The organism is Pseudomonas sp. OIL-1, from assembly GCF_010669185.1.
GTDB lineage: Bacteria > Pseudomonadota > Gammaproteobacteria > Pseudomonadales > Pseudomonadaceae > Halopseudomonas > Halopseudomonas profundi.
The window spans coordinates 2,378,087-2,394,464 of the sequence record NZ_CP048629.1; the positions used below are offsets into that span (position 1 = coordinate 2,378,087).

Below are 16,378 nucleotides of genomic sequence, written 5' to 3' on the forward strand. Positions count from 1 at the left end.
TTTTCTCCGATGTCGGCTTAAGCAGTAAAACGCAGGCTGGCAGAACCCAGGCCGCTGATGCTCATCTCTATGTGATCGCCGGGCCCAACGGGCACCAGTGGCGCCAAGGCACCCGACAGGATGATTTCGCCCTTGCGAAACGGGATGCCCAGCTTGCCAAGGGTGTTGGCCAGCCAGGCGACGGCTTCGCAGGGATGCCCCTGGACCGCTGACCCCAGTCCGCTGCCGGCAGGCTCACCGTTTTTCCACATGGTCAGTTCAGCGGCAGCGAGATCCAGCGTGCGTGGATCAATAAACTGCTCGCCCAGCGCAAATACCCCGCAGGAGGCATTGTCCGCGACGGTGTCTTCAATGCGGATTTTCCAGTCATGAATACGCGAATCGACAATCTCGAAGCAGCAGGCGACCGATTCGGTAGCGGCCAGCACGTCGCTAGCTGTGACGCCGGGCCCATTCAGGTCCTGAGCAAGAACGAAGGCGATCTCGCCCTCGGCACGCGGCTGGATCAGTCGATATTCAGCCAGGCTGACACCCGCACCGCTGGCCACCTGCATGCGATCCGTGAGGAAGCCGAAATCAGGCTGGTGGACATTGAGCATGTCCTGGACCGCCTTGCTGGTTACGCCGATTTTCTTGCCGATCACGCGTTCGCCCGACGCTTCGCGGCGCTGGAGAAACTGCAAAGAGATGCGATAGGCATCGTCGATGCTGATCTCGCTATAGCGGCTGGTTAACGGCGTCAGGGTGCTGCGCGTATTCAGCGCGTTGAACAGTTCGTCGCCGAGAGCGGCAACCAAAGATGGATCCATCACGGGTAACTCCTCAGGTGGGGAATACGCTGCTTTCAGCGCCGCCGTCTACTTCGATGATCTTGCCGGTAACCCACCTGGAAGCCGGCGTGGCCAGGTACAACGCTGCGAGAGCGATGTCCTCGGCGTCACCGAGGCATTTCAAGGGGGTGTTCTGCTCCATGATCTGACGTATCTCATCGGTCATGACCCCGTTCAGGGCATCCGTCTGGATCGGGCCGGGAGCGATGGCGTTAACGCGGATAACCGGCGCGAAGTCCTGTGCCAGCATGCGGCTAAGCTGGGTGAGGGCGGCTTTGGCCGAGGCATACCGACTGAACCCGCGCTGAATGTAGCGGGCAGCGCCAGAGGTGATGTTGATAATGTTGCCTTGACCCGCTTCGAACATATGCGGCGCACAGAGTTGGGTCAGGTGATAGGCGGAGGTCACGTTGAAGTGCATGGAGCGATCGAATTCCTCCCAGCTCAACTTCAACGGGCTATTCGGTCCACCGCCGCCAGCATTGTTAACCAGGTGGGTGATCTTGCCAAAAGCCTCTAGCGTCGCTGCGACCAGCGCCTCGCGCTGCGTGGCATTGTTGACATCGCAGGCTATGCCAATCGCCTCGCCACCGCGCTGGCGTATCTGCGCGGCAACGGCGTCGACATCTGCCTGGGTACGCGCGGCGCATACCACTTTTGCGCCTGCTTCGGCGTAGGCGAACGCAATCGCCGTGCCGATGCCCTTGCCGGCACCCGAGACAATGGCAACACCTTCATCAATGGTGAAACGATCGAGCAAACTCATCGTGGCTCCCTTCAGCGTAACGATCAAATGGCGGTGGAAACAGGTTGTTCGGGTGCCGACCACAGATCCGGCACACCCGGGTCGGTGGCCTTGATCAGTCGCTTGAGAAGGATCTTCAGGGCCTGGGCGTCGCCAGGTCCGAGCTTTTCAGTGACTTCTTCTTCAATGGCCTTGGCTAGAGCGATCTGCTCCAGGGATATTTCCCGGCCTTCGGCGGTGAGAATGAAACGGCGCTGCCCGTCGATTTCTTCTGCGACGATGTAGCCCTGCTTTTCCAGGAACGCCAGAAGCGACAGATTGGCCTCGCGCCCGGTGTAGGAGACGAAGCGGTTGATCTCCTCCAGCGTCAACTTGTCCTTGATGCTGAGTACCGACAGAACGAAGAAGGCATGCTCGTCCAGCTTGTGGCTTTTCAGCAGCGTTTGCAGTGCGGCCACTAGCTGGTAGTGAGCGCGCCCGGCGAGGTAACCCAGCAAATCCTCGGTATAGCTGCACTCCAGCGGCTCCTCCAGCGAGAGGCGCACGCCTTCTCGGGGCTTGCGTGCGGCCAGTGCATACTGGCCGCTCTGGAAAGCCAGTGGTGGCAGCTCGCTCTTGTCGAACCCCAGCACCTCGCCGACAAAGATAATGTGGTCGCCGCCTTCATACATGAAGGAAGTCCGACACTGGAATCGGGCAGTGCAGGTCGGTAGCAGTGGCACGTCATTGATGCCCTCGTCGAGTGCCAGTCCGCTGAACTTGTCCTCGCCGCGGGAGGCAAAGCGTCCCGACAGGGCTTCTTGCTCGACGGAAAGAACGTGTACGTTCCAGTGCTTGTTCTCGGTAAAGGCTGCAAGACTGAAAGCTGACTTGGCCAGGCTCCAGAGTACAAGCGGGGGGTTCAGCGATACCGAGTTGAAACTGTTGGCAGTGATGCCTACAGGCTCGCCATCACCGCTGCGCGTGGTGATAATGGTCACCCCGGTGGTAAAGGTGCTCAGCGCGTCGCGGAAAGCTTTGGGGTTGAAGCCAGCTGGAGCAGTCATATTCTGCCTCGCATTGTGTGTCTATCGTGGTTGCAATATTCAGCTGGCAATGCGGGTGGGGCATCGTCTACATGGACTAACGACGCTCTACTCGGCGCTATCGTCCGAATGAAGGTGGTTCGCCTGCGGCGCGCAGCGTTACCGTAGCCGGCACTCAAAAGAACAAGACCCGCAGCCAGGGCAAGGAGACGTTATGAGCGCAAATCTTCAATCAGTGCAGCAGTTAGGTGACGTACTCGCGGCGCAGCGTGGGGCGTTCAATCAAGAAGGCGCCGTGTCTGCAGATACCCGCAAGCGCCGGATACAGGCGGTGATTGATCTTCTGGTGGACAATCATCAGGCGCTCACAGAGGCGATGGAAGCGGACTTCGGTCAGCGTCATCAGGGTTACGGTCTGATGAATGATGTGCTGGGCTCCCTCGGCTCGCTCAAGCACGCACGCGACCACCTGGAAACCTGGTTGCCGCGCGAGCCGCGCTCGGTTTTTTCTCCCTATGACCAGCTGGGTGCCGAGGCCTGGGTGCAGTACCAGCCCAAAGGCAGTGTCGGCATCATGGGTACCTGGAACGCGCCGATGTTCACTCTGTTCAGCCCGCTTGCCTCGGTGTTCGCGGCGGGCAATCGCGCAGTATTGAAGCCCTCCGAAATCACACCGCACACCGCCGAAGTGCTGGCTGCGAGCATTGGTGACCGTTTCGATCCACTGGAATTGGCCGTAATTACCGGTGGCGTGGAAATAGGCCAGGCGTTTGCCAGCCAGCCCTTTGATCATCTGGTGTTTACCGGAAGCACTCCGGTGGGCCGCGATATCATGCGTCGTGCGGCGGAAAACCTGGTCCCGGTGACGCTGGAGCTCGGCGGCAAGTCGCCGGTGATCGTCGGACCCAGTGCCGATATCGCTGAAGCTGCCAGGCGGCTGGCGGTAGCCAAGGGCACCAATGGCGGACAGATCTGTATATGTCCTGACACCCTGTTTGTTCCGGTCGAGCAGCGCGATGCCTTTATTGAGGCTTTTACGGCGTCATACAGCGCACTCTATCCAGCCGCTTCCGGCAACGCTGACATGGTGGCAGTAGTCAATGACAGGCACATGCGCCGTATCGACGATTGCCTTGCCGATGCGCAGGAGCAGGGCGCCGAAATCATCCGTTGCCCCGATGTGGAGGTCGTCACCGGCAGTCGCCAGCGCCCGCTCAGCATCGTGGTCAATCCACCGCTTAACAGTCGCATCATGCAGGAAGAGATCTTCGGGCCAGCATTGGTGCTGCTGACCTATAGCAAGCTCGAGCAGGTGGTGGATGAAATCAATCAGGGTCCTCGGCCTCTGGCGCTTTATTACTTCGGTGCTGATCAGCGTGAACAGGATTATGTACTGAACCACACGCTGTCTGGTGGTGTGACCATCAACGATGCGCTCATGCATGCAGCCATGGAGGATGCGCCCTTCGGTGGCGTCGGCGCCTCGGGTATGGGGCACTACCACGGCCGGGACGGTTTCGTTGAGTTCAGTCACGCACGCACTGTGTTCAAAGGCGCACCGGTCGATCCGCGCGGTGAGTGGGGCATGCTGCCTCCGTACCATGATCAGTTTGCGGCGGTGATGAAGTCGCAGATAACCCGCTGAAGTCGGGTGTCTATGGCGGGCGCCAGAGATGTCTGGTAACCCTCCTGTTTGATGCGGGTCGGCGACAGGGTTTGCCTGTCTCCGACCCGCTTGCGTATCTATCCCCGCAGTCTGTTACCTGCAATGTGCAATGGCTCTAGTCCGCATTGACGATGAGTCATATGCCCGCGTCTTCCGATAATCATGGCTACCGCGCGTATTGTCGCAGCGGAGCCTTTGGAGGACTCAGACATGGCATCCACTCGCCAGAAGACACAAGCAGAAATCGAGATGATCCAGCGCGCGCGGCAAATGATCCCTGCGCTGAAGGAAAGGGCTGCTCAGGCAGATATCGACCAGAAAATCCCTGACGAAACCATCGCGGATATGCAGGAAGCCGGTTTTTTCCGGGTGATGCAGCCCAAGAAATTCGGCGGGTTCGAGATGGACCCCAGAGCCCTGTTCGAAATCCAGATGACGCTAGCCGAAGGCTGTATGTCGACCGCCTGGATCTACGGCGTGATGGGTGTGCATCCCTGGCAGCTGGCGCGGTATGAAGTGCAGGCGCAAGAGGATGTATGGGGTGAGGATATCACCACGCTTGTTGGCTCAACCTATATGCCCGTGGCAAAGGTCACCCCCGTTGAAGGCGGCTACAACATAAGCGGACGCTGGGGTTTTTCGAGCGGCAGCGAACACTGCAAATGGTCGCTGCTGGGCGGCATCATTCCGCCGGATGAAAACGGCGAGGGCGCTGAACATGGCACCTTCCTGGTCCCGCGCAGTGATTATCGTATCGAGCGCAACTGGGACGTGCTGGGCCTGCGCGGCACCGGCAGCCACGATATTGTTATCGATAACGCATTCGTTCCCGCGCATCGGGTTCAGCGCACCAACAACACCAGTATGGAGGCGACACCCGGCCGACTGGTGAATACCAACCCAATCTACGGTATTCCGTTTGCTCAGGTGTTCACCCGGGCAGTATCCAGCTCCTGTCTGGGTGCGCTGCAGGGCGCCATCACCGAGTTCCGCGAAAACGCCGCCCGTCACATTGGCAAGCATGGCGCCAAAACAGCCGAAGATCCGCTGGCGCAGGAAGTCGTCGCCGATGCTGAGCTGACTCTGGACATGCTCAAGCTGGTACTTGAACGCAATTTCGAGAACCTGGTAGGGCAGGCCGAGCGAGGGGAATTCCCTGACGTGGAAACTCGCCTGCAGTACCGCTATCAATCCGCCTACGTGACCAACGTCTGCGCTGAGAAGGTGAACCAGTTGCTGCGCTGCATGGCCGCATCAGGGCTGTACAACACCAACCACGTGGCGCGAGTGTTCCGCGACGTGCATCAGGCGCGGGGGCATATCTCCAATAACGTGGCAGCCTACAGTCGCGCCCACGGCGTTGTGCTGCTTGGCTTGCCTAACGCTGATCCCTACGTATGACACGCGGCCGCCGGCTTGCGGCGGCCAGTACCTGCTTCGCTAAAAGAGTCTGAGCATGAAAAACAATAACGAACTTGCCGGTGAGTACGACGTCGTCGTCGTGGGTTCCGGGGCCGGCGCCATGACCGCAGCCGTGACCGCTGCGGATCAGGGTCTGAAAGTCCTGGTGGTGGAGAAGGACGCCCAGTACGGCGGGACCTCCGCGCTTTCAGGCGGCGGGATCTGGATCCCCAATAACCATCATTTCAAGGCCATTGGCGGTAACGACAGCGAAGAGCTGGCCTGGACCTATCTCAAGGCGGCAGTGGGGGACCGGGTCGATGAGAAACGCCTGCGCACCTACCTCACCAAAGCGCCGGAAATGATCGCCTGGCTGGAAAAGCATACCCGGGTCCGCTACGCCGTGGCCGACAAATACCCGGACTATTACCCGCACCTACCCGGTTCACTGGCCGGCGGTCGTACGCTCGATCCTGAACTGTTTGATCTGAGCCTGTTGGGGGATCAGCTGTCTGCCCTGCGCGAAGCCGCGCCAGGCAACATGCTCATGGGTAAAATCGCCTGGACTGCACGGCATGCGCACAAGGCCATGTCCAAGTCGCGTGGCTGGCGGCTGATGATTCTGTGGTTGATGCTGCGCTACAAGCTCGACTTCAGCTGGCGCAAGAAAACCAGCAGCAAGCGTGATCGCCGCTCGGCACTGGGCAATGCCCTGGTTGCCAGCTTGCGTGCCTCGCTGCTGGATCGCCAGGTGCCTGTCTGGTTGAGCACCGATTTCCGTGAACTGGTTGAGGAAGACGGCCGCGTCAACGGTGTGGTGGTCGAACGTAAAGGCGAGCGCCTACGCATAGGAGCCCGTTGCGGTGTGATTCTGGCTTCTGGCGGCTTCGAGCAGAACCAGGCGCTACGTGACAAGCATCTGCCGCAGCCAACACAGGTGGCCTGGAGTGCTACCCCTGCTGGCCTGAATACTGGTGCGGGCCTTGAAGCCGGACTGGCGATTGGCGCGGCAACCGACTTGCTCGATTGGGGCTGGTGGGCGCCGAGTCTGCAGGTACCGGGGGAAGACCGCGCTCGCGGCGTGTTCGCCGAGCGTGCCTTTCCTGGCGCGATTGTAGTCAACGGCGAGGGCCGTCGGTTTGTGAACGAAGCGGCGCCCTATCTCGAATTCGTCGATGCCATGTATCAGGACAACCAGAAAACCGATGGCAAGAGCATTCCCTGCTGGGCGATTTTTGACAGCAAGTTCCGCTTCAACTACGCCATGGGTCCACTCATGCCGGCGCAGATCATGCCTGACAGCCGGTTGCGTAAGGAATGGCTGAATACTCTGTACTGGAAGGCCGATACCCTGGCTGACCTGGCCAGCCAGATCGGCGTTGACGCCCCAGGGCTGGAGCAGACTGTGCAGCGCATGAACGGCTTTGCCGAGAGCGGCACGGATGAGGACTTTGGTCGTGGCGGAAACGTATTCGATCGCTATTACGGCGACAGCAACGTGACGCCCAACCCCTGTCTGGCGCCAGTAAGCAAGGGGCCTTTCTACGCAATGCGCATGCACGCCGGCGATATCGGTACCAAGGGCGGCCTCCTGACGAATGAGAACGCCCAGGTGGTGAAGGAGCAAGGCGAGGTCATTCCGGGCCTTTACGCCGTCGGCAATATCTCCGCTTCAGTGATGGGTACGACTTATCCCGGTGCCGGTGGCACGCTGGGTCCGGCCATGACCTTTGGTTACATCGCTGCGTTGCACCTAGCAGCCAAGGCGTAGAAAAGGAGTTGTGCATGACTGAGCGACTACTCGACAAGGTGGCTGTCGTTACGGGCGCTGCCAGCGGCGTCGGTGAGGCCACGGCCCGCCGGTTCATCGCTGAGGGCGCGACCGTGATACTCAGCGATATGAATGTGAACGATGGCGAACGCATCGCTAATGAGCTGGGTGCTCGTGCGCTGTTCCTGCGTCAGGACGTCAGCGATCCGGCTGACTGGCAGGCACTCCGCGAGCTGGTCCGGGCGCGCTTCCAGCGCCTGGATATTCTGGTCAACAATGCGGGGATTCTGATCCCGGGCAGTATCGAGCAGGCCACGCTGGCTGAATGGCACCAGTTACTGCGGGTGAACGCCGACAGCGTGTTTCTGGGTTGCCAGGCAGCCATCGAACTGATGAAGGAAAGTGGTGGCGGCTCGATCGTGAATATCTCCTCGATAGCCGCCCTGGCCGCCAGGGACGATTATCTTGCCTATGGCGCCAGCAAGGGTGCCGTCGCTGCGCTGACGCGCAGTGTCGCTGTGCACTGTCGTCGACAGAAATACCGGATCCGCTGCAATTCCGTGCACCCGGACGGCGTCCTCACGGCGATGACCCGGGACTCCTATCCCAAGGGCATTGATCCCCAGCGTCTGACCATCGATCACGATCCGATGAATCGCGCCTGCCTGCCGCAGGACGTTGCGGACGGAATCCTGTATCTCGCCTCGGATGAATCCCGGGCGGTAAATGGTATTGAGCTGCGTATCGATAGCGGCCAGTTTGTGATGAGTATCTGACCATGAGCACATCTGCGTACATTCCTCTCGAAGTGGCGGCCGTTACGGCAGAGACCCATGACAGCTGCTCCTTCGAATTTGCGATACCCACGGCGCTGGCTGAGCAGTTTCAATACCGCCCGGGTCAGTTCCTGACCCTGCGTATACCCTTCGCCGATGACTGGCTGCCGCGCTGCTACTCGCTGTCGAGCAGCCCGTACGAACGTGAAAACCTGCGGGTGACGGTCAAGCGGGTAGATGACGGCCGGGGTTCGAACTGGCTATGCGATAACGTCAAACCTGGCGATCGGCTGGAGGTGATGCCGCCTTCGGGCGTATTCGTGCCCAAGCAGCTGGACGGCGACTTTCTGCTGCTGGCTGGTGGCAGCGGCGTCACGCCGGTGCTTTCTATCCTGCGCTCGGCACTGAGCCAGGGTCAGGGGCGGGTTCGCCTGATTTACGCCAATCGCGACGAGCGTTCGGTGATCTTCCGTGAGTTGTTGCAGCAACTGGCTACTGAGTATCCCGGGCGCCTGCAAATCATTCACTGGCTGGCCAGCGTCCAGGGCCATCCGACGATACCGCAGCTGGCGGCGTTGGCGGCAGGCTTCGAACAGGCGGAGGCCTTTATCTGCGGTCCGGGTCTGTTCATGGATGCCAGTGTCGAGGCGCTCAAGCAAGCCGGTCTTGCGCCGCGGTCAATACATGTTGAGCGCTTCGTCTCGTTGCCCGGGGAAAGCGAGCAAACCCACGAAACCATCGTTGAGCATGAAGGCGCGTCAGCTACCCGAATGACTGTCGAGCTGGATGGCGAAACGCGGGAAATACTGTGTGAGCCGGGCGAAGTATTGATCGCAGCGATGCAACGCGACGGCATGCAGCCGCCCCATTCCTGTCTGGTTGGCTCCTGCGCTTCGTGCATGTGCACGCTGGTATCCGGTGACGTCGATCTGCTGCGCAACGATGCGCTGGATGCCGAGGAGTTGGAGGAGGGCTGGACTCTCGCGTGTCAGGCGGTGGCCACGAGTGACCGCGTACACCTTCGCTTTCCCGACTGAACAACTACGAGAATCAAGTATGCCTTGTGTATTCAATACTCCGGACGACTTGCCACAGTCGATTCCCCAGCTGGTCATGCGTGCCGCGACCATCCATGGAGACCGTGTGGCGCTGGAAGACCCTGCCCAGCGTATCAGTTATGCCGAATTGCCCGATCGGGTATTGCAGGTCACCCGGGCGTTGATGGCTGAAGGCGTAGCGAAGGGCGATCGCGTCGCAATCTGGGCGCCCAACAGTATCGACTGGGTGCTGATCGCGCTCGGACTGCAGAGCGCCGGTGCAGTGTTGGTACCGCTCAATACCCGTATGAAAGGCGGCGAAGCGGCCGACATCCTGGAGCGCAGCGGGGCGAGCTGCCTGTTCGTTCAGGGCCGGTTTCTCGGGACTGATTATCCTGCAATGCTGGACGATTGCCGCCCGGCCACGCTGAAACGCATGGTCGTGCTCGATGGCGAAGCCGCCAAGACGGATGACCTGCCGCTCGCCGCGTTTCTTCGCCTTGGCGAAAGCGTCAGCGTCGACCAGGCGCAGCAGCGTGCCGGTTCGGTGGGTGCCGAGGATCTGTCGGATCTGTTGTTCACATCCGGGACAACGGGTAAACCCAAGGGCGTGATGTGCGCGCATGGTCAGAGTGTCAGGGCGTTCAACGAATATGTCCGTATCATCGGACTGGTGCCGGGCGACCGCTACCTGATCGTCAATCCGTTCTTTCATTCCTTTGGCTACAAGGCCGGCTGGTTGACCTGCCTGCTGGGCGGCGCGACCATTCTGCCGCAACCGGTATTCGACGCTGAGCAGGTATTCCAGCGTGTTGCCAACGAGGCAATTACCATCTTGCCGGGGCCACCGACGCTGTATCTGTCGATGCTTGATCACCCGCAGCTGGACCAGGCCGACCTTTCCAGCCTGAGGGTCGCGGTGACGGGCGCATCCACCATTCCGCCCGTGTTGATTGAGCGCATCCGCTCCAGGCTTGGCTGCAACGTGGTCACCACCGCGTACGGTCTGACCGAGTGCGGAGGGTTGGCGACCATCTGTGATCCCGACGCACCGGCACATGTCATCGCCGGTACCAGCGGTAAGCCGATCCCGGGTACTGAGCTACGCATCAGCGATCCCGACAATCAACCTGTGCCCAATGGTGAAAACGGCGAAATTTGCCTGCGCGGGTTTCACGTCATGCAGGGGTATTTCAACAATCCCGAAGCCACGGATGAGGCGATTGACGCTGACGGCTGGCTGCACACCGGCGACATTGGCAGCCTTGACGAGGACGGCAATCTTCGGATTACCGGGCGTCTCAAGGATATGTTCATTGTCGGAGGGTTCAACTGTTACCCGGCGGAGATCGAAGCGGCGCTGAGCGAGCACCCGGCCATCGCTCTGGTCGCTGTGCTGGGGGTACCGGATGAGCGCATGGGTGAGGTCGGCTGTGCCTGTGTGGTGCTGCGCCAGAATCATCAGCTCGATGAAGCCGGACTCATCGCCTGGAGCCGCGAGAACATGGCCAACTACAAAGTGCCTCGTCACGTTCGCTTCTATCCCAGCCTGCCGATGAATGCCTCGAACAAGGTCGACAAGCTGGCCCTCGGCAGGGAGCTGGCTGCCGCCAGCTGACCAGCCCCCACCAGCATCCTCCGTTTGGAGGATGCTGGCCAAATGTCTCGCACTGATACTAGCTAGGGTCCGTTCCCGTTCCATCGCGAGCCGCGTCGCTGTGTCAAATGGCGCCAGGCAAGGCGCGGGACGTAGGTAATGGTTGTTCCCTTGCCAAGTCTCGCAACGCTGCATGGCGTCATTTGCCACGCAACCCGAAGGGACGGGGCTCGTTTAGCGCAGCACTGCGTTACTCGTCGCTCATTTGGAACAACCAAATCACGCTCCTCGCGCCTTGTTCTGCACCAAACGGGCCTCCGTCGCGGCCGTGATGAAACGGGAACAGACCCTAGCTCAAAGGCGAGCTTTATTTATTGTCCGGGACTGCAGCCCGTGGCGCATCGGCACTTGCCAAAGGTGTCGTGTGCTCATCCATCGCGCGTCCGAGTTCTTCCCTGAGGACCTTGCCGAAGCGCAACTCGCCGGCGATGGTCCAGTGGTCACCATCGCGAAAATACAGGTTCTGACAGTCCATCAACTGATGGCCTCCGCTCAGGTTGAGCGTCTTGATGGAGGAGCGGTAGTCGATTCCTTTATATGTCTGCGCCGTATCGGCGATGCGATCATCAAGCTGTTCGAATGTATCGCGCAGGGGTTTACGGATTTCAGGCGGGGATTCACAGCCGTGGAGCACGTATTCCCTGGGTAGGATATGCGGCTCGGTCCACGGGCCGAGCCAGACGACACGTGAGTATTGCTCGAGCTGCTGCAGATATTGCAGAGTTCCATCTATATAACGCTCGTTTGGCACGAAACCCGTGTGGCTCTGCTCACTCAGGGCGGCGCGTGAAACGGTGCGGCCTTCTGGCGTCTGCAGCAGGTAAAAGCCCGCTTCGTTGAATATCACGGTATGGAACAGATCGGGGTGCTGCTGCAGCAACTCGCGAAACCCCTGGTACTGACATCTGTCCTGGTGCGGATACGGGATGCAGCCGTTTTGCAGAAATCCCACGATGAACTGATCGTCCATGTTGACCGACAGCGCATTGAATACATTCATGCCGTGGGAGTCCCCAAGGATGGCGAGGCCGGGGCCGTGCGTCTGCCGGCACTTCAATATTCGGTCCGTTGTGGAAGGAGTAATCAACTCGCGCGCAAAATTGCAGGGTTCGTCAAACCGGGGGGTTTGTTTGGGTTCATTGCTTTCGACCAGTTCCAGCGCACGCAGCTGATCACCGGTCAGTTTCCGCTCGTGCATCTGAATGGGAGCGGGGTAGAAGGAGGCGAAGACGGTGCCCATGAACAGCGTTGCTGAAAAGGCCAGAGCGCCGGCAAAAATTGTTTTGCGAGGGAATTTCCGGCGCTCACGGAAGGGACTCTCCACATATCGCCAGGAGAGATACGCCAGCACAAAAGTCAGGACGATCAGTCCGAGAAAATCCACAGTGTCGAGATTATTGAGTGTACGTATACGTGCAAAGGCAAAGAGTGGCTGATGCCACAGGTAAGCGCTATAACTCATCAGCCCGATCAGTACCACGGGCGGCAGCGCCAATAGCTTCCCGACCCCTGTTCGATGATCGGCGAAACCGATGATCAGTGCCGTCCCCATCACGGGTGCGAGGGCATATATGCCTGGGAATGGCGTTTGTGCGTCGAAGGTGAAAACGGCGATGACAATCAGCGCCAGGCCTGCCAGGGACAAGGTCTCGGAAAGCCAACGTGTAGTGCTGGACCAATACTGAGCAGTCAATGCCAGCAAGGCGCCGGTGAGCAATTCCCAGGCGCGGGAGGGCAGCAGGTAGAAGCTGGCGGAGGGATGCGTGACAGTCAGGCGGGTCGCCAGCAATATTCCCGCAGCGATAGCGAGCACGATGCCGGCGATCAGCAAGCGTTTGTCCAGCTGCCTCACTAATAGAAGACCCAGGGGAAAAAACAGATAGAACTGCTCCTCGACTGCCAGCGACCAGGTATGTAACAGGGGCGTCAGCTCAGCGCCAGTGCTGAAATAGTCCGTGTCCCACCAGAAGTAGATGTTGGATGCGAACAACTGAATGGCGGCGATGCTATAGAGAAATTCGCGAAACTCCGAGGGCAGCATCCACCACCAGGCGAATGGAATGCAGAACAGGGTAACCAGCGTCAGGGCAGGGTACAGGCGACGAACGCGTCGCTCGTAAAAGCGCGCGAGACTGAAGCCGCCGTTCTGAATTTCGCTATAGAGAATCGAGGTGATCAGGTAACCGCTGATCACAAAGAAAATATCGACGCCCACGAACCCGCCGGCCATGGCTTCGAAACCCGCGTGGAAGAATATGACAGGAACCACTGCCACGGCGCGTAAGCCGTCTATCTCCGGACGGTAGGCGATGGTGCGGTCATGCGTCGGCTGCATTGGGGTCTGCTCTCGAGTCTGCAAGGCCCTCTGAGCGACAGGACTACGGCCGGCGATGTTACTTGGGTTTGGTTAATTGCCGACCCGTCTGCTTGACAAGATGGGCGGCTAATCCCGTAGAGGAGACGGTCCGCTTCAGACAGGCAAGCATGGGTTGCACGCCTGGTCCATTTGGCATGTGCATGTCGGAGCGAGCAGATAAATCCTTGCTCGGTGAGACCTGGTAATGCAGCAAGCTATCGGGGTGTTTTATGCATCCGTGTCCGGCACCGACGTTCTCGCCCCTCTCTGATTGTGCGGTCTATCCGAGGTTCCCAGGCATAGCGGCAGGAAGCGGGCTGCGTCACAATTCTGGCAGATGATTCTAAAGTGCCAGTTTCTTGTCATTGATAGTTCATTTGGATGCCCCCGGCTTGTCACGCCAGCTCCTCATCATGTGCCGGCATTCAAAACAAACTTGATGAGGAACACCGGATGTCCACGGATATGCAACGTCACGTGATCATGGTCGACAACGGCGATGCCGACGAGCCGCTTAGCACCCGCCAGATGAACCCGCTTTTTTCAGGCATTCTCGAGGCGCGTCTTGGTCGTCGCCAGATACTCAAAGGGAGCGCCGGTGCCGCTGCTATCGGTTTCATGAGCCTGGGGCTGGCCGGTTGTATCAGCGGTTCCGGCGGTGATGATGACGAACCGGAATTGGCACCGGGAGAGGAGCAGCCGCCAGCGCTGCTGGGCTTTTCTGCTGTGCCGGTCAGCTTTGAAGACCAGATCACCATCCCTGAGGGCTACAGCCACCAGGTCCTGATTCCGTGGGGCACGTCTCTGATTGATGGCGATACGCGTTTCAGAATTGAGAGCACCGGCGCTGAGCAAGCTGATCAGGTGGGTTCGCACCATGACGGGATGCATTTCTTCCCGATCGATGGGAGCTCGGAGGACGGTTTGCTTGTGCTCAACCATGAATACGTTGAGCCGCGCCTGATGCACGCTGCCTATGCTGGTCAGGATCTGGGTTCAGGCGCTGTATTGCTTAGCTCGGATTTGAAACGGGTAGATGACGAAGTATTGAAAGAAATGAACGCGCACGGGGTAACGGTGGTGCGCATCGTCCGGAACTTGAATGGCGAGTGGCAGGTTCAGCCTGACGGCTATAACCGCCGAATCACAGCGCTGACACCGATGAAGCTCTCCGGCCCGGTCGCCGGAAGTGATCTGGTCAAGACCTTGTACAGCCCGGATGGCACCGCAACGCGCGGTACCATCAACAACTGTGGCAGCGGCGTAACGCCATGGAATACCTACATGGCCGCCGAGGAAAACTGGGCAGGCTATTTCGTCAACGAGGGAACCTATCCGCGCGAGCACGAGCGGTATGGGGTGCCGCGTCCGAAGGAAGAGGGCGCACGGGCTTCGGGCAAGTACGAGTGGCACCTGGCCGAATCCGGTAACGACGAGTACGTGCGTTTCAATGCGACGGACAGCGGGGCCACGGCGCTGGACGACTACCGCAACGAGCCCAATACCTTCGGCTGGATGGTCGAGATCGATCCGTTCGACCCTGATAGTACGCCGGTCAAGCGCACCGCCATGGGCCGCTTCGGGCATGAGGGCGTAGTGTTTGCTCCGGCTGTCGAAGGCAAATCTGTGGTGTGCTACTCGGGCGATGATTCGCGTTTCGAATATATCTACAAGTTCGTCAGCCGCGATCCTTACTACCAGGCCAGCGCCTCGGGAGCCTTGCTGGACAACGGAACGTTGTATGTGGCGCGCTTCAATGCCGATGGCAGTGGCGAATGGGTGCCCTTGGTGCACGGCCAGAACGGCCTGGATGCATCAAACGGGTTCGCTAGCCAGGCGGAGGTGCTGGTCAACACACGTCTGGCTGCAGATCGTTTGGGCGCGACACCGATGGATCGCCCGGAATGGGGCGCCATCGACCCGGCTAACGGCGACGTGTACTTCACGCTGACAAACAACAGCCAGCGTGGGGAAGACGAGACCAACGAAGCCAACCCGCGCGGACCGAACACTCATGGGCACATCATTCGCTGGGCCGAGACCGGTGGAGACCACGCAGCAACCTCCTTCGAATGGGATATTTTCCTGTTCGCCGGCGACAGCGGTGAGAGTGGCAAGCCAACGAGCATAGGCTACGACCCGAACGGCGAAAAACTGACCGCTGACAACATCCTCAGCTCGCCGGATGGCATGTGGATTGATCCGGACAGCCGCGTGTGGATTCAGATGGATTCAGGCGACACCGATCCGTTTGGCAACTGCGCCATGCTCGTGGCCGATCCGACAACAGGCGAACTGAAACGCTTCCTCGTCGGGCCGGTGGGGCAGGAAATAACCGGTATCAGTATGACGCCGGATCAGCGCACGCTCTTTATCAACGTTCAGCACCCCAGCGGGGATTGGCCTGATTACGATCCGTCAGTCCCGCCGCGTTCTGCAACCGTTGTGGTGTGGAAGGATGACGGCGGCATAGTCGGCACCTGAACTTCGGCAAGGTCCGGCGGCGGAGTTTCCGCAGCCGGACCTGATGTTGATCAAGTCGTTTTACGCTGTGGTGAGATATAAAGCCAGGGCATTTACTCGTGGAGAATGGTTATGGGAATCGGCGGAATCAGCATCGGATCATTATTGATTGTTCTGGTCATTGTCATGTTGCTATTTGGCACCAAACGGCTGCGCAGCATTGGGAGCGACCTGGGCGGTGCACTCAGTGGTTTTCGCAAGGCAGTCAAGGAGAGCGACGACACCCGTGAAGCGCTTGCCGCGACGGTGGAGCGTCAGGATGGGCAGGGTTCGACAGTTCACGCTGATCGCTCCGCAGCCTGAGCGAGGGCACGGCCATGTTCGATAGCGGAATGACCGAGTGGTTGGTGGTGGCTGTGGTGGCGCTGTTGGTGTTGGGCCCCCAGCGTACCCTGACCACGATGAAGATGGCCGGGTTGATGTTGGGCAAGGCGAAGGCTGCGTTGGCTGACGTTCAGCAGCAAGTCGAAAAGGATCTGCCGACGGAAGAGGTGAAGCTGCTCAAGGATAATGTCCAGGCGCTACGGCCTTCCAATGTGAAGAAGAAAGTCGTCGAACTGGCGGTCGGTAGCGGGCAGGGTTAGGTTCAGT

Annotated in this window: 13 protein-coding genes; 9 read left to right on the top strand and 4 right to left on the bottom strand. The window is 59.6% G+C overall.

The annotated features are described in order from the left end of the window. Positions 1-17: 17 nt before the first annotated feature. From G3M63_RS11105 to G3M63_RS11115, 3 genes are read right to left on the bottom strand one after another with little or no spacing between them, the layout of a single operon-like run. Positions 18-809, bottom strand: a complete 792-nt coding sequence (locus G3M63_RS11105; protein WP_163983091.1) for a fumarylacetoacetate hydrolase family protein — start codon at positions 807-809, stop codon at positions 18-20. Between the two features lie 13 nt (positions 810-822). Then, positions 823-1,596, bottom strand: a complete 774-nt coding sequence (locus G3M63_RS11110; RefSeq protein ID WP_163983093.1) for a glucose 1-dehydrogenase — start codon at positions 1,594-1,596, stop codon at positions 823-825. A 23-nt stretch (positions 1,597-1,619) separates the two neighbouring features. Then, positions 1,620-2,621 carry a flavin reductase gene (locus tag G3M63_RS11115; RefSeq protein ID WP_163983095.1) on the bottom strand — a complete coding sequence of 334 codons (1,002 nt, stop codon included), beginning with the start codon at positions 2,619-2,621 and terminating at the stop codon, positions 1,620-1,622. A 193-nt stretch (positions 2,622-2,814) separates the two neighbouring features. Here G3M63_RS11115 and G3M63_RS11120 point away from each other — a divergent pair, with 193 nt between their 5' ends. The 6 genes from G3M63_RS11120 (at position 2,815) to G3M63_RS11145 (ending at position 10,869) form a co-directional block, all read left to right on the top strand. Beyond that, positions 2,815-4,245 (top strand): coniferyl aldehyde dehydrogenase, encoded by a 1,431-nt coding sequence (locus tag G3M63_RS11120; RefSeq protein WP_163983097.1) that lies wholly within the window; start codon positions 2,815-2,817, stop codon positions 4,243-4,245. Between the two features lie 231 nt (positions 4,246-4,476). Continuing rightward, positions 4,477-5,667, top strand: coding sequence for an acyl-CoA dehydrogenase family protein (locus G3M63_RS11125; RefSeq protein WP_163983111.1), 1,191 nt, complete (start codon positions 4,477-4,479; stop codon positions 5,665-5,667). A gap of 55 nt (positions 5,668-5,722) precedes the next feature. Continuing rightward, positions 5,723-7,438, top strand: coding sequence for an FAD-dependent oxidoreductase (locus G3M63_RS11130; protein ID WP_163983113.1), 1,716 nt, complete (start codon positions 5,723-5,725; stop codon positions 7,436-7,438). Between the two features lie 14 nt (positions 7,439-7,452). Further along, positions 7,453-8,214 (top strand): glucose 1-dehydrogenase, encoded by a 762-nt coding sequence (locus G3M63_RS11135; RefSeq protein WP_163983115.1) that lies wholly within the window; start codon positions 7,453-7,455, stop codon positions 8,212-8,214. 2 nt (positions 8,215-8,216) lie between these two features. Next, on the top strand, positions 8,217-9,251 hold the full coding sequence (locus tag G3M63_RS11140; RefSeq protein WP_163983117.1) for a ferredoxin--NADP reductase: 1,035 nt from the start codon (positions 8,217-8,219) through the stop codon (positions 9,249-9,251). A gap of 19 nt (positions 9,252-9,270) precedes the next feature. Continuing rightward, positions 9,271-10,869 carry a FadD3 family acyl-CoA ligase gene (locus G3M63_RS11145; RefSeq protein WP_163983118.1) on the top strand — a complete coding sequence of 533 codons (1,599 nt, stop codon included), beginning with the start codon at positions 9,271-9,273 and terminating at the stop codon, positions 10,867-10,869. A 346-nt stretch (positions 10,870-11,215) separates the two neighbouring features. Here the strand turns inward: G3M63_RS11145 and G3M63_RS11150 are convergent, their stop codons facing one another. After that, complete coding sequence (locus G3M63_RS11150; protein WP_163983120.1) at positions 11,216-13,243, bottom strand: acyltransferase family protein; 2,028 nt, start codon at positions 13,241-13,243, stop codon at positions 11,216-11,218. A 474-nt stretch (positions 13,244-13,717) separates the two neighbouring features. On the opposite strand from G3M63_RS11150, the gene G3M63_RS11155 reads away from it, so the two are divergent. The 3 genes from G3M63_RS11155 to G3M63_RS11165 all read left to right on the top strand — a co-directional run bounded on the left by G3M63_RS11155 (position 13,718) and on the right by G3M63_RS11165 (position 16,371). Continuing rightward, on the top strand, positions 13,718-15,748 hold the full coding sequence (locus G3M63_RS11155) for a PhoX family phosphatase (protein ID WP_256669789.1): 2,031 nt from the start codon (positions 13,718-13,720) through the stop codon (positions 15,746-15,748). Positions 15,749-15,859: 111 nt separating this feature from the next. Then, positions 15,860-16,090 carry a Sec-independent protein translocase subunit TatA gene (locus tag G3M63_RS11160; protein ID WP_150300458.1) on the top strand — a complete coding sequence of 77 codons (231 nt, stop codon included), beginning with the start codon at positions 15,860-15,862 and terminating at the stop codon, positions 16,088-16,090. 14 nt (positions 16,091-16,104) lie between these two features. Further along, entirely contained in the window at positions 16,105-16,371 is a 267-nt protein-coding gene (locus G3M63_RS11165; RefSeq protein WP_150300457.1) for a twin-arginine translocase TatA/TatE family subunit, read from the top strand. Positions 16,372-16,378 lie beyond the last annotated feature (7 nt).